The sequence below is a fragment of the Telluria sp. ZB4P34 genome (assembly GCF_059686055.1).
Window position 1 is genome coordinate 12,038 of the sequence record NZ_JCASIF010000011.1, and the last position, 13,795, is coordinate 25,832.

Here is a 13,795-nt window from a genome sequence, read left to right on the forward strand (position 1 = left end):
AACCGGCATTATACATAAATCATCCCTGCCGGCGAAATCAATCAGGCCAGCAGCAGCCAGTTCTCGCGCAATCCGCGTTCGAAGTCCTCGGCCGGTAGCGGCTTGCTGTACAGGTAGCCCTGCACCTCGTCGCAGCCGGATGCGCGCAGGAAGGCCAGCTGCTCCACCGTTTCCACGCCCTCCGCGATGACGCGCAGGCCGAGCTGCTGCGCCATGCTGATGATGGTTCCCGCGATCGCGCAGTCGCTCGGATCGTCCGGGATCCCGGTGGTGAACGAGCGGTCGATCTTGAGGGTGTCGATCGGGAAGCGCTTCAGGTACGAGAGGCTCGAATAGCCGGTGCCGAAATCGTCGAGCGACAGCGCCACGCCCAGGCGGTGGATGTCGTCCATGATCGCCGTCACGCGCTCGAAGTCGTGCATCAGGGTGCTCTCGGTGATCTCCAGCTCCAGCCACGACGCGTCCAGGCTGTAGCGCGCCAGGGTTTCGCCCACGCGCGCCGGCAGCGCCTGGGTGAACTCGCGCGCCGATACATTGACCGCCAGCCGGAACGGCGCCAGGCCGGCGCGCTGCCAGATCGCGGCCTGGGCGCAGGCCTGTTCCAGCACCCACTCGCCCACCTGCACGATCAGGCCGGTGCTTTCGGCCAGCGGGATGAATTCGCCCGGCGGCACGATGCCGCGCACCGGGTGCACCCAGCGCACCAGCGCTTCGGCGCCGACGATGCGGTCGGTGCCGATCTCGAACTTCGGCTGGTAGTACAGGGTCAGCTCGCCGTTGCCCAGCGCCTGGCGCAGCCCGGATTCGATGCGCATGCGCTCCTGCATGCCCTGGTTCATGTCCTGGCTGTAGAAGGCCACGCTGCGGTCCGGATCCGCATCGCCCTTCTTGGCCCGTTCCATCGCGATGTCGGCCAGGCCGAGCAGGGTTTCGGCGTCGCTGCCGTCCTGCGGATAGACGCTGATGCCGATGCTGGCGCCCACGCGCAGGTCGTGGCCGCCGATCAGGAAAGGCGCGTCGAGCGCGGCCTGCAGCTTCTGTGCCACCGTGGTGGCCTCGAAGTGCTGGCGGATCTCGAACAGGCCAATCGCGAATTCGTCGCCGGACAGGCGCGCCACCACGTCCTCGTCGCGCAGCGTGTCGCGCAGGCGCTGCGCGACCTGGCGCAGCAGCTCGTCGCCGATGCGCCGGCCCAGGGTGTCGTTAATGCGCTTGAAGCGGTTCAGGTCCATGAACAGCACGCAGCCGGACGCCTCGTTGCGCTGGGCCACCATCAGGGCCTGGTCGACCAGGCGCGCGAACAGCGTGCGGTTCGGCAGGCCGGTGAGTTCGTCGTAATAGGCCAGGTGGTGCAACTGCTCCTCGGCCTGCTTGCGTTCGGTGATGTCGGTCAGGTAGGCGATCAGGCCGACCGGACGCTCGGCCAGGTCGCGCAGCGGCGAGAGCGACAGGCTGGCCCAGAACACTTCGCCCGACTTCTTGCGGCGCCGTACCTCCATCATGCGCCCGCCCTGCTCCGCGAAGCTGTCCTCGAAACCGTCGTCCTCGTCGGCGTACAGGAACAGGATGTTGCGGCCGACCGCTTCGAGGGCGCTGTAGCCGAACAGCTGTTCGGCGCCGCGGTTCCAGCTGGTGATGTAGCCCATCTGGTCCATGGTCAGCACCGATTCGTGAATCTGGTCGAGGATCTGCGACTGTTGGGCGAGCTGGGCTTCCATCTGCGCGTAGGCGTGGGTCGAGCGCAGCGCCAGCGAGTGCACCTGCATCAGCGAGGCGGTCAGCTGGGCCAGGCCGGCCAGCACGCGCGCATCGCGCGCCGTATAGGTGTTGCGTCCGGCCACTTCGTAGGCGCCGAGCTGCTCGGAGGCGCCGAACACATTCTGGCGCAGCACGGGCGCGGCGTAGGCGACGGCACCCGCGCCGTCGCCAGGCAGGAAGCGGCCATGCGGGCTGGCCAGCAGCTGGCCCGCGATCCGGCCCAGGGCTTCGTGCAGGGCGTCGCCGCGCAGGCGCAACACGGCATCGCACACCGCACTCGTCGCGCCGACGACATCCAGGGAGGCGTCCAGCGGCGAATCGACGAGTGCGGTGGCGTGCAGGTCAGACATTGCGCCCTACCTGGATGGCCCAGTGATAGGCGTTCAACTGGCTGTTCCACCACTCGACGGGGTCGATCCCCACGGCGTCGAGATCGGCCTGGGATGGATGGATTTCGGTGAGGCGCAGCCATCCGCCCAGGCGGCCGCTGCGCGCCAGCAGGGCGTCGTTCACGTGGCGCGGAAGGCACAGGTCGTCGACGATCTCCGTCATCGGCATGTGCAGCAGCCGGTCGAGCAGCGAGAACACGCCGGTCATGAAGGCCAGGTCGCAGTCGTCGCGCTCGCCGCCGGCCCGCTTGCAGAGCGCTTCCAGCTGCGCTCCGCGGCGCGCCGCCAGCGGCAGCAGCAGGTTCGGCAGGCCGTCGGCTTCCTGGCGCGCATACAGCAGCAGTTGCAGCCAGCGCTGCAGCTGGCGCCGGCCGAGCAGGCTGATGGCCTGGTTGAAACTGGTGATCTGGGTGCTGACGGCGAAGGCGGCCGAGTTGACCAGCTTGAGCAGGTGGTAGGACAGGGCCGGGTCCTGCTTGAGCTGCTGTTCGATCTCGCGCGAATCGGCGTCGCGCGACAGCAGGCCGAGCAGGGTCAGGATGCGCCGGCGCGAGCTGCCGTCGCCCGCATTGCCCTCGGCCAGGGCCGGGTCGTAGGGATAGTCGCCGCTGAACCAGTCGAAGCCGGCCATCTCGCTTTGCGTGAACTGCAGGGCGGTGTCGACGCGGCGCGCCAGGTGCGGCCCGAACAGCGCGGCGAGCCGCCCGGCGGGCAAGGCCTCCCGGCTGCAGTCGCGCGCCATCGTGCGCAGCGCCGGCGGGACTGCGATGCCTTCCGGCGGCGCGCCGTCGAGCCAGAGGCGATAGCCGGTTTCATGCAGTTCGGTGAGGCGGCGCGCCACGCCCTCGCGGGCCAGCGCATCGGCTGCGATCACGAAGCCGATGCGGTTGGCCGGCATCAGGGCCAGCACCGGCGGCGTCAGCGCAGCGGGATCGTCGAGCATCAGGAGCCCGTCGAGCGGGGCGATGGCGGCCAGCAGGTCGGGCGTGCCGAACAAGGTCTGCAGGTGCTGCGGCAGGCCGGCGCCGCCTTCCACTCGCAGGCACAGGGCCACCCACTCGTTCTGCCCATTGGCGACCGGGTCGATTGCTACCAACGGAAATGGGTTGGGGTCCAGCGCGGCCATTGGAAAGGGCTCTCAATGATATTCAGTCAATCTTATTGTACGGCTTATCGGAAAGCAACACATTTGTTTCTCTACGGATACTTTTTGTAGCTGCGTGCACGTAACCGTTTCGGCGCCACACATGATCCGGAAGCAGCATCATCACGCGCTTGCGGTGCTGACAATCGTGCAACATAATTGTCCGGTATTCTGAAACCGACCTTCACCAGCAGTCCATCCAATCCTGGAGGAGCACCATGAAACAAATGTCGAGCATGCTCGGCTGGATCGCCCTGTCGGTCCTCGGCGCCTTTTCGCTCGGGTTCATCGCCGTCAAGCGCGGGGAAACCATCAACGCGATCTGGATCGTCGCCGCGGCCGTCTGCGTCTACCTGATCGCCTACCGCTTCTACAGCAAGTTCATCGCCAACAAGGCGCTGCAGCTCGATCCGAAGCGCCAGACCCCGGCCTACAAGTACAACGACGGCCTCGACTACGTGCCGACCAATAAATATGTCTTGTACGGCCACCATTTCGCCGCGATCGCCGGCGCCGGCCCCCTGGTCGGTCCGGTGCTGGCGGCCCAGATGGGCTACCTGCCGGGCATGATGTGGATCCTGGCCGGCGTCGTGTTCGCCGGCGCCGTCCAGGACTTCATCGTGCTGTTCATGTCCACCCGCCGCGACGGCCGCTCGCTGGGCGACCTGATCAAGTCGGAGATGGGCGAGATCCCGGGCCTGATCGCGCTGCTGGGCACCTTCATGATCATGGTGATCATCCTGGCCGTGCTGGCGCTGATCGTGGTAAAGGCGCTCACCAATTCGCCCTGGGGCAGCTTCACCGTGCTGGCGACCATCCCGATCGCCCTGTTCATGGGCCTGTACTCGCGTTACGTGCGCGTCGGCCGCATCGGCGAAGTGTCGATCATCGGCTTCGTGCTGCTGATGTTGGCCATCATCGGCGGCCAGGCCGTGCATGAGTCGCCCACCTGGGGCCCGATGTTCGACTTCACCGGCACCCAGCTGACCTGGATGCTGATCGGCTACGGCTTCGTGGCCTCGGTGATTCCCGTGTGGCTGCTGCTGGCGCCGCGCGACTACCTGTCCACCTTCCTCAAGATCGGCACCATCGTGGCGCTGGCGATCGGCATCGTGATCGTCGCCCCCGAGCTGCGCATGCCGGCCGTGACCAGGTTCATCGACGGCAGCGGCCCGGTATGGTCGGGCAACTTGTTCCCCTTCCTGTTCATCACCATCGCCTGCGGCGCGGTGTCGGGCTTCCACGCCCTGATTTCCTCCGGCACCACGCCGAAGATGATCGAGAACGAGACCCACGCCCGCTTCATCGGCTACGGCGGCATGCTGATGGAATCCTTCGTCGCCATCATGGCGCTGGTGGCGGCGTCCACCATCGATCCTGGCGTGTACTTCGCGATGAACAGCCCGGCGGCGGTGCTCGGCACCACCGCCCAGTCGGCCGCCGCGGCGGTGTCGCAGATGGGCTTCGTGATCACGCCCGAGTCGCTCGAGCAGATGGCGCGCGACGTCGGCGAGAACACCATCATCTCGCGCGCCGGCGGCGCCCCGACGCTCGCGGTGGGCATGGCCCACATCCTGTCGAACGTGGTCGGCGGCCCGGCCATGATGGCCTTCTGGTACCACTTCGCGATCCTGTTCGAGGCCCTGTTCATCCTGACGGCGGTGGACGCCGGCACCCGCGCCGGCCGCTTCATGCTGCAGGACCTGCTGGGCGTCTTTTCCCCTTCGCTCAAGCGCACCGAGTCGCTGCCGGCCAACCTGCTGGCCACCGGCCTGTGCGTGGCCGCCTGGGGCTACTTCCTGTACCAGGGCGTGGTCGATCCGCTGGGCGGCATCAACACCCTGTGGCCGCTGTTCGGCATCGCCAACCAGATGCTGGCCGGGATCGCGCTGATGCTGGGCACCTGCGTGCTGTTCAAGATGAAGCGCGCGCAGTACGCCTGGATCACCATCGTGCCCACCCTGTGGCTGCTGGCCTGCACCCTCACCGCGGGCTGGCAGAAGATCTTTGCAAGCGATCCGAAGGTCGGCTTCATCGCCCACGCCGACAAGTTCCAGGCCGCGCACGACGCCGGCACGGTGCTGGCGCCGGCCAAGACGATCGAGCAGATGGAGCGCATCATCTTCAACGACTACGTCAATGCATCGCTGGCCGGCTTCTTCATGTTCGTGGTGCTGGCGGTGCTGGTGTACGGCGTCCGCACGGTCATGGCCGCACGCGCAAGCAGCGGTCCGACGGCGAAGGAGACGCCGTACGTGGCCATGCCGAGCCCGCAGGTGCCATGATGTTCGGCGCGCTGCTGGAGGCAGGCAAGGAGGCGGGCAAGTACCTCGGGCAGAGCATGCGCCTGATGGTCGGCCTGCCCGAGTACGACACCTACCTGGCCCATATGGAACGTACCCATCCGGACCAGACGCCGATGACCTACGAGGAATTCTTCCGTGAACGGCAGGAGGCGCGCTATGGAGGGAAGCGGGCCACCTGCTGCTAGCAAGTAGCCGGCTGTCGGGTCAAGGAGGGGCGCTGCGGCGCCCCTTTGTTTTTTCCGCCAGCGCCGCGTCCTCACACCATCGTCAGGAACACCTTCATCCCGGAACAGGGCGGGACCCACTCCCCTCCCCCCACACATTGACATCGCTCAACGCTGCCCCTCCCCCTTGAACGTATATTTTTTTCTTGCGGGAATTTGCATTCCGCAAAGGAAGCCCTGCGTCGTCCGGCGTGGGGCCGCTCCGCCGTGTCCTGCGGGATCAGAATGCCGAACTTCGAGCGCTCCAGCCTGAACCAGAAGCTGACCATCATCTCGTTGCTCTCGACCGCGACCGCGCTGGTATTCGTGTTCGCGGCCTTCGCCGCGACCTCGGTGGCGAACCATCGCAAGGACGAGGCGATCCAGCTGTCGACCTTTGCCCAGGTGATCGCGGCCAGCAGTGCCGACTACCTGCTGCTGCGCGACCGGCCGCGTGCGCGCACCGCCCTGGCGGCGCTCGCCGCCAAGCGGGATATCTCGACCGCCGTGCTGTACGACCGTCACGGCCAGCCCTTCGCGCAATACACGGCGGGCGGCGCGGCGGGCGGCGCGGCGGGTGCGGCGGCCGCGCTGGCAGCCGATCCGGCGCCCGCCGCCCTGGACGGCATCGACGCCGAGGCCATCGCCGCCGCCAACGCGGCAAGCCGGCAGCTGCTGTCGCGCCGCATGCGCCTGTACCGGCCGGTGACGGCAGGCGAACTCCAGGTGGGCGTGGTCATGATCGAAACCGACCTGATGGCGACCTGGATCGACATCCTCGCCGGCCTGGGGGTGATGGGCCTGGCGATGTGCGCTTCGCTGGTGGTGGCCGTGGCCATGGCGGGCCGCTTCAAGCGCAGCATCGCCGAGCCGGTGACCAAGCTGATCGGGGCGGCGCAGAAGGTGTCCGCCAGCCAGAACTACAGCCTGCGCATCGCCCACCAGCGCACCGACGAGCTGGGGCAGCTGATCGACAGTTTCAATACCATGATGGCCCAGATCGAGGACCGCGGCGCCGCCCTGCTGCACCACCGCGACGAGCTGGAACGCCAGGTCGGGGTGCGCACCGAGCAGCTCGAGAAGGCCAAGAACGCGGCCGAAGCCGCGAGCCGCGCCAAGAGCGCCTTCCTGGCCACCATGAGCCACGAGATCCGCACCCCGATGAACGGCGTGCTGGGGATGACCGAGATGCTGCTCGCCACCGGGCTCACCGACGCCCAGCGCAACTACACGACCCTGGTCAAGCGCTCGGGCGAGCACCTCTTGGTGATCATCAACGACATCCTGGACTTTTCCAAGATCGAGGCCGGCAAGCTCACCATCGAGTACATCAATTTCAACCTGTGGGACCTGCTGGACGACATCCACAACGTCTACACGCCGCAGGCGGCGGCCAAGGGCATCGGCTTCGACTTCGACATCGCCAACGACATCCCGGTGGCGATCTGCGGCGACCCGAACCGGCTGCGCCAGATCATGGCCAACCTGCTGGGCAACGCCATCAAGTTCACCGAACAGGGACGCATCCTGGCGCGCGTACGCGTGGCCGGCGAAGACACCCAATCCGTCATGCTGCGCTTCGAGGTGCACGACACCGGCATCGGCATCTCGCGCGAGGCGCGGGCGCGCCTGTTCGAGGCCTTCTCGCAGGCCGACGATTCCACCACCCGCCGCTACGGCGGCACCGGCCTGGGCCTGGCGATCTCGAAGCAGCTGGTGGAACTGATGGGCGGGGCGATCGGCGTCGACAACGCCCCGCAGCGCGGCTCGATCTTCTGGTTCACGGTCAGCTTCGACAAGCGCCGCGTCGATCCCGACGCGCCGGACGCCCCCGGCCGCCGCCAGCATCCCTTGGCGGGCCTGCGCGTGCTGGTGGTGGACGAGCAGGAAGACAGCCGCGAGGACCTGGCCCAGCAGCTGCAGGCCTGGCGCGTCAGCGCCGACAGCGCAGCCAGCGCGGCGGCCGGCTACGAGCGCCTGCTGAGCGCGGCCCGCGCCGGCCGGCCCTACGATGCGGCCGTCATCGACATGGAGCTGACCCACACCAGCGGCCTGGCGCTGGCGGCGTCGATCAAGTCCGACCCCGCCGCGCGCGCCACCCACCTGGTGCTGGTGAGCCCGGAGCGCCAGGCCGCCGACCCGGTGCAGCGGCGCGCCGCCGGCGTGGCCTACCAGCTGGTCAAGCCGGCGCGCGCGGCCGATATGGTCGCCTGCCTGTCCGCATGCGCGGCCCGGCTGCATGCGCCCGGCCCCGCAGGCGCCGCCGCCCGGCCGGCGGCCGCTTCGCCTGCCGCCATTGACGCACCCGCCGCGCGCCCCGCAGCCCTTCCTGCCACCGGGGCTGCGCCGGGCGGCTCCGCGGCGGCACGGCCGGCGCCGCGCACGCGCGCGCGCCGCGTGCTGCTGGCCGAGGACAACCCGGTCAACGTCGAAGTCGCCAAGGCGATGCTGGAAAGCCTCGGCATCGACGCGCATTGCGCCCGCAACGGCCAGGAAGCCTTGCAGGCGGCGCGTTCCGGGGGCTTCGATGCGGTGCTGATGGACTGCCAGATGCCGGTGATGGACGGCTTTGCAGCAACCGCCGAGATCCGACGCCACGAGCGCGAGGCGGGCCGCGCGCGCACCCTGCCCGTCATCGCAATCACCGCGAACGCCCTGCAGGGCGACCGCGAGGCCTGCCTGGCCGCCGGCATGGACGACTACCTGTCCAAGCCGTTCACGCAGCAGCAGCTGGCCGCCGTCATCGGCCGCTGGGTGGCGGTGCCGCTGGCCGCCAGTTCCCACCACGATGATGGGCCCCTGCGCGGCCCCCTGCGCGCGCCGCCGCGCCTGCCGCAGGAAGCGGTCGAGGTGATCCAGCGCGATGCCGTCAACCGCAGCGCGCTCGACAACATCCGCGCACTCAGCCGCGACGGCGGCGATGCGCTGGTGCAGAAGGTGGTCCAGGCCTACGTGGGCGACACCCCGCGCCACCTGGCGACGCTGCGCCAGGCGGTCGACGGCATGGATACGGGCAGCGTGCGGCGCGTCGCGCACAGCCTGAAGTCGGCCAGCGCCAACATCGGCGCGGTCCGCCTGGCCACGCTGTGCAAGGAACTCGAACAGTTGGGGCGCGTCGACAGCATCGATGGCGCCGACCGTATCCTCGCCGACATGGAACACGAATTCCAGACCGTGCGCCATTCGCTCCACGCCATGCTTGAAAAGGAAACCTGAGATGCCCTCCTCACCCTTGAAGCGCGGAACGGTCCTGGTCGCCGACGACGACCCGGTGATGCGCCTCCTGATGCTCGAGATGCTGGCCCAGGTCGGGCTGGATGCGATCGAGGCAGCCGACGGCGTGCAGGCGGTCGACCTGGCGGCCAGCCATGCGCCCGACCTGGTCCTGATGGACGTCGAGATGCCGCGCATGGACGGCTTCGCTGCCTGCGAAGCGATCCGCCGGGCCGAAGCGGCCCGCTCCGGCGACGGCGCGGGCGTGCCGATCGTGATGGTCACCGGGGGCGACGACCTGGAAGCCGTGACCCGCGCCTACGAGGCCGGCGCCACCGACTTCGTATCGAAGCCGATCAACTGGCCGATCCTCGGCCACCGCGTGCTGTACGTGCTGCGCGCCAGCGACGCCATCGCCCGCCTGCGCATTGCCGACGCCCAGAACCGCGCCGTGCTGGCCGCCATTCCCGACACCTTCTTCCGGCTCGACCGCGACGGCTTCTACCTGGATTACGAGCCCGGACATGAACGTCCCGGCCGCGCCCGTCCGGGCCGCGGCGGCATCCGGCCCCAGCCCTGCATCGGCAAGCACATCACCGACGTGCTGCCGCCCGACATCGCAGCGCGCATGCTCGACCAGATGCGCAGCGTGCTGGCGACCCAGCAGGTGCGCTCGGTCGAGTACGAGCTGGAGACCTGCGGCGAAGCGCAGCACTTCGAGGCGCGCCTGGTCGCCACCGGCGCCTCGCAGGTGCTCGGCCTGGTACGCGACATCAGTGAACGCAAGCGGGCCGAGGAGCAGATCCGGCGCCTGGCCTACTGCGACAGTCTCACCGGCATCCCGAACCGCCAGGCCTTCCTGGAAACGCTCGAACGCGAGCTGCAGCGCTCGAAGATCGGCAACAAGAAGTTCGCGGTGCTGTTCATGGACCTGGACGCCTTCAAGCGCATCAACGACACGCTCGGCCACAACGCCGGCGACGCCCTGCTCAAGATGGTGTCCGAGCGCCTGCGCGACACCACGCGCCCGAGCGACCTGGTGTCGCGCGGCGACAGCCCGTCGACTACCCGCGCCGAGGGGGTCACCAACCTGGCGCGCCTGGGCGGCGACGAATTCACCATCCTGATTCCCGACCTGGAGCGCGTCGAGCATGCGCTGAACGTCGCTACCCGCGTCAAGGAGGCGATGCGGCGGCCGTTCCTCGTCGAGGGCCACGAGATCTTCGTGACCGCCAGTATCGGCATCTCGCTGTTTCCGGAAGACGGCGACGATTGCGGCTCGCTGCTCAAGTTCGCCGATACCGCGATGTACCACGCCAAGAACTGCGGCAAGAACAACGCCAAGCTGTACAGCTCCTCGCTGACCATGCAGATCATGAGCCACGTGAAGCTCGAAGTCGGGCTGCGCAAGGCGCTGCAGAACGACGAACTCTACCTGCTCTACCAGCCGCAGCGCGACGTGCGCACCTCCGAGATCGTCGGGGTCGAGGCGTTGGTGCGCTGGCGCCACCCGGAACGCGGGCTGGTGCCGCCCACCGAATTCATCCCGCTGGCCGAGGAGACCGGCCTGATCGTCCCGATCGGCGAATGGGTGCTGCGCACCGCCTGCCGCCAGGCGCGCAGCTGGCAGCGCCAGGCCCAGCGCCACCTGCGCATGGCGGTGAACCTGTCGGCCAAGCAGTTCAAGGACGAGAACCTGTCGCAGATGGTGCACTCGGCCCTGCTCGACGCCGGACTGGAACCGCGCCTGCTGGAGCTGGAACTGACCGAGGGCACGCTGATGGACGACGCGCGCGCCACCCTGGTCACGCTGGAGCAGCTGCGCGGCATCGGCGTCTACCTGTCGATCGACGACTTCGGCACCGGCTACTCGTCGATGAACTATCTAAAACGTTTCGACGTGCGCGCGCTGAAGATCGACCGCAGCTTCATCAACGGCCTGCCCCAGGATTCGGAAAACGCGGCCATCACGCGCGCCATCATCGCGATGGCGCACGGGCTCAAGATGGTAGTGGTGGCCGAGGGCGTGGAAACCCGCGAGCAGCTGCTGCTGCTCGAGCAGTATGGGTGCGACATGGTGCAGGGCTACTTCCTGGGGCATCCGTCCAGCGCGGAGGCGATTGCCGGGATGCTGCAGGCGCCCTTGCTGTTGCCGTCCAAGTAGGGTGCACGGCTATGCCGTGCGCGCGTTCAACCCACATTGGAATGCACGCACGGGCAGCGCCACCTCGGTTTGAACGCGCGGCCGGCAGAGCCGGCCACCCTACCGAACCCGGTCAAACACATCGTCACGGTACCAAGCGCAGCGTGTGCTTTGCCGGCCCCGGCAACAGGGGCACCGGCTCCGCCTTCACCCACTGCGCGTGCCCGGACAGGAAGAACGGCGACAGCGGATGCCCGCTCTGCCCGCCCGGCATGTTGTACAGCCCCTCCTGTTCGCGTCCCGGCGACACCGTCAGGCGCTCCGACTGTCCGAACTTCGGCCCCGCCACGCGCGGCATGTTGCCGTCGCCCGCGAGCTGGTCGGGCGGCGCGCCCAGCACCGTCCTGAGGGCCGGCACCGCCATGCTGATCGGATGCGCGATCGCAGCGGTATTGCGGCGGCCCCAGGTGGCGTCCGCCAGCTTCTGCCCGTCGCGCGTCAGGTCCTGGATCACGCGGTCGACCGCGGCCAGCTCCACGGCGCGCCAGTCGGCGTAGCCCGGCGGCAACCAGCCGGCCGGCCGCGCATCGAGCAGTTGCGCCACCAGCTCCGGCCAGCGGCTGGTCGCGGTGGCCACCGTGGCCTTCGGCTCGAGCGCGTCGATCGCCCGGTTGGCGCGGCCCATCAGCAGTTCGTTCAGCGCCCACATGGTGTTGCGGGCGAGCCGGTAGCCGACCGAATCGACGCTGGCGCGGCCGGTCCAGCTGTGCTCCAGCAGGCGGCGGAATTCGGCGCGCTGCGGGTGGCCCGCCAGCGCTCCTGGGTCGAGCGCGGCCAGCGTGCGCTCGCGCCAGCGCCCGATGAACAGGGCGCGGTCGTCGAGCGCCACATCGAAGGCCTGGCGCACGTCCACCTTCGGCCCGAGCGACTGCAGGCGTTCCGCCAGCTGCCAGTTGCGCGCGCCGAGGTCGAAGCCGCCGTCGCCGATCAGGGCCGCGCCCTCGCCCATCAGCTGGCGGCTGTTGGCGGTCGTGATCTGGCCGCCGGCCGGGTTCAGCACGCGCGGGTAGCGCTCCGGGGCGAGGCGGGTGGTCCAGGTAGGCACGCCTTCTTCCAGCGGGAAGCTGGCGGCCAGCGGCGGCGTCGTGCGCTGCGGCAGCAGGCCGGCGATGGTCCAGCCGATGTTGCCGGCCGTGTCTCCCGCCACGAAGTTCTGCGCCGGGATGCCGTCGATGGCGGCGATCGCGAGCGCTTCGTCGACGCTGGCCGCGGTCTCGAGTTTCAGGTGATTCAGGTTGATGGCGTCCGGATCGTGGGCGATCCAGTGCACGGCGTACTGGCGCCCGCCCGCTGCACGGATCGGACCGAGCGAGGTCTCGCGCACCACGAAGCGGTCCGGCTGCGCGTCCTTCACCGCGATCAGCTCGACGTATTCGCGCGGCGTCTCCCAGCCCTGCGGCGTGCGCACCTGGCCGGGACGGGCCGGATCGAGGCCGAGCGCCACCAGGTCGACCAGGTCGGCATAGCTGTTGGTGAAGGCCCAGGCCACCTGGCCATTGCTGCCGACGATGATCGAGGGCGGCGCGCCCGGCAGGCTGACGCCGGCCAGGCGCCGCTGCCCGCCCTTCGGGTCGGGAAAGCGCAGGGCCAGGCGGTACCAGATGTTGGGCAGTTGCAGGCCGAGGTGCATGTCGTCCGAGACGATCGCCGCACCGCTGGCGCTGCGGCTGCCGGCCACGGCGTAGTTGTTGCTGCCGACCGCGTCGACGAAGGCGCTGCCCGTCAACCCGGCCAGCTGCGCCGGCTTGCCGGGGGCCGGTCCCCACCATGCCGGCGCCCGTGCGGGAACCGGGACCTGCGCCGGCGCCGCCGCCGCGCCGGCATCGAGCGTGGCGTCCCAGCGGCTCGCCTCCGGCAGCAGGAAGGCAAGTTGCTGCGCGTCGCTATTGGCGCGCAGCCAGCCACGCGCCAGTTCGCGCGGCTCCTGGTTGCCCTGCAGGTCGATGTACATGGCCCAGATCACCAGCAGCGAATCGGCGGCGCGCCAGGGGCGGGCCTCGGTCCCGGTGAGCAGGTATTCGAAGGGTTTGGCGCGCAGCGCCCCCAGGCCGTCGTTGACGCCGGCGACGTAGCGCTCCAGCAGTGCGCGTTCCTGCACCGGCAGGCGCGCCAGCGCGGCGTCGGCGCGGGCGCGGAAGCGGTGCAGGCGGCGCGAGCGGTCGAGCGGCAGCGCGCGCACGCCGAACAGCTCGGCCAGTTCACCGGCCGCGGTGCGGCGCAGCAGGTCCATCTGGAAGAAACGCTCCTGGGCGTGCACGTAGCCGGTGGCATAGGCGACATCGGCGCGGCTGCTTCCGCTGATCAGGGGCACGCCGGCGGCGTCGCGCAGCACCGTCACTTCAGCGCCCAGGCCGGGCGCCTGGCGCTCGCCGTCGAGCTGGGCCAGGCTGGCGCGCAGGACCAGCCACCCGGCCGCCAGCGCCAGCAGGGCGAGCGCCAGTACGCCGGCAAGCCCACGCAGGGTCCAGGTCTTCCAACGGCGCTGCTTCATTGTTACTCCTAGTACTTTTTCGCGGGTATCTTGCCAGAAAAGCGAGTCAATAGCGAATCAGCATGCGCATTCGGCGCCCGGGCGGGGT

Annotated in this window: 7 protein-coding genes; 4 read left to right on the top strand and 3 right to left on the bottom strand. The window is 69.0% G+C overall.

Annotated elements, in window-relative coordinates:
• Positions 1 to 41 precede the first annotated feature (41 nt).
• Complete coding sequence (locus AC56KL_RS17035) at positions 42 to 2,108, bottom strand: putative bifunctional diguanylate cyclase/phosphodiesterase (RefSeq protein ID WP_497181356.1); 2,067 nt, start codon at positions 2,106 to 2,108, stop codon at positions 42 to 44.
• The gene (locus AC56KL_RS17040; protein WP_497181357.1) at positions 2,101 to 3,273 is read right to left on the bottom strand and encodes an EAL and HDOD domain-containing protein; all 1,173 of its coding nucleotides are present in this window, start codon (positions 3,271 to 3,273) and stop codon (positions 2,101 to 2,103) included. Before AC56KL_RS17040 ends, AC56KL_RS17035 begins: the two co-directional genes overlap by 8 nt.
• Before the next feature lie 236 nt (positions 3,274 to 3,509).
• Here AC56KL_RS17040 and AC56KL_RS17045 point away from each other — a divergent pair, with 236 nt between their 5' ends.
• The 4 genes from AC56KL_RS17045 to AC56KL_RS17060 all read left to right on the top strand — a co-directional run bounded on the left by AC56KL_RS17045 (position 3,510) and on the right by AC56KL_RS17060 (position 11,177).
• On the top strand, positions 3,510 to 5,576 hold the full coding sequence (locus AC56KL_RS17045) for a carbon starvation CstA family protein (protein ID WP_497181358.1): 2,067 nt from the start codon (positions 3,510 to 3,512) through the stop codon (positions 5,574 to 5,576).
• Positions 5,576 to 5,782, top strand: a complete 207-nt coding sequence (locus AC56KL_RS17050; protein ID WP_152571087.1) for a YbdD/YjiX family protein — start codon at positions 5,576 to 5,578, stop codon at positions 5,780 to 5,782. Before AC56KL_RS17045 ends, AC56KL_RS17050 begins: the two co-directional genes overlap by 1 nt.
• 264 nt (positions 5,783 to 6,046) lie before the next feature.
• Positions 6,047 to 9,016 (top strand): hybrid sensor histidine kinase/response regulator, encoded by a 2,970-nt coding sequence (locus AC56KL_RS17055; protein ID WP_497181359.1) that lies wholly within the window; start codon positions 6,047 to 6,049, stop codon positions 9,014 to 9,016.
• Between the two features lies 1 nt (position 9,017).
• A complete protein-coding gene (locus tag AC56KL_RS17060) occupies positions 9,018 to 11,177 on the top strand; it encodes a putative bifunctional diguanylate cyclase/phosphodiesterase (RefSeq protein WP_497181360.1) in 2,160 nt (719 codons plus the stop codon).
• Positions 11,178 to 11,301: 124 nt separating this feature from the next.
• Here the strand turns inward: AC56KL_RS17060 and AC56KL_RS17065 are convergent, their stop codons facing one another.
• Positions 11,302 to 13,707: a penicillin acylase family protein gene (locus AC56KL_RS17065; RefSeq protein WP_497181361.1), complete on the bottom strand. Its 2,406-nt coding sequence runs from the start codon at positions 13,705 to 13,707 to the stop codon at positions 11,302 to 11,304.
• Between the last annotated feature and the right edge of the window lie 88 nt (positions 13,708 to 13,795).

What these genes read in the sequence shown, in the direction of transcription:
- AC56KL_RS17035 (WP_497181356.1), bottom strand. Translation starts at nt 2,108, where the DNA reads ATGTCTGACCTGCACGCCACCGCACTCGTCGATTCGCCGCTGGACGCC.
- AC56KL_RS17040 (WP_497181357.1), bottom strand. Translation starts at nt 3,273, where the DNA reads ATGGCCGCGCTGGACCCCAACCCATTTCCGTTGGTAGCAATCGACCCG.
- AC56KL_RS17045 (WP_497181358.1), top strand. Translation starts at nt 3,510, where the DNA reads ATGAAACAAATGTCGAGCATGCTCGGCTGGATCGCCCTGTCGGTCCTC.
- AC56KL_RS17050 (WP_152571087.1), top strand. Translation starts at nt 5,576, where the DNA reads ATGTTCGGCGCGCTGCTGGAGGCAGGCAAGGAGGCGGGCAAGTACCTC.
- AC56KL_RS17055 (WP_497181359.1), top strand. Translation starts at nt 6,047, where the DNA reads ATGCCGAACTTCGAGCGCTCCAGCCTGAACCAGAAGCTGACCATCATC.
- AC56KL_RS17060 (WP_497181360.1), top strand. Translation starts at nt 9,018, where the DNA reads ATGCCCTCCTCACCCTTGAAGCGCGGAACGGTCCTGGTCGCCGACGAC.
- AC56KL_RS17065 (WP_497181361.1), bottom strand. Translation starts at nt 13,707, where the DNA reads ATGAAGCAGCGCCGTTGGAAGACCTGGACCCTGCGTGGGCTTGCCGGC.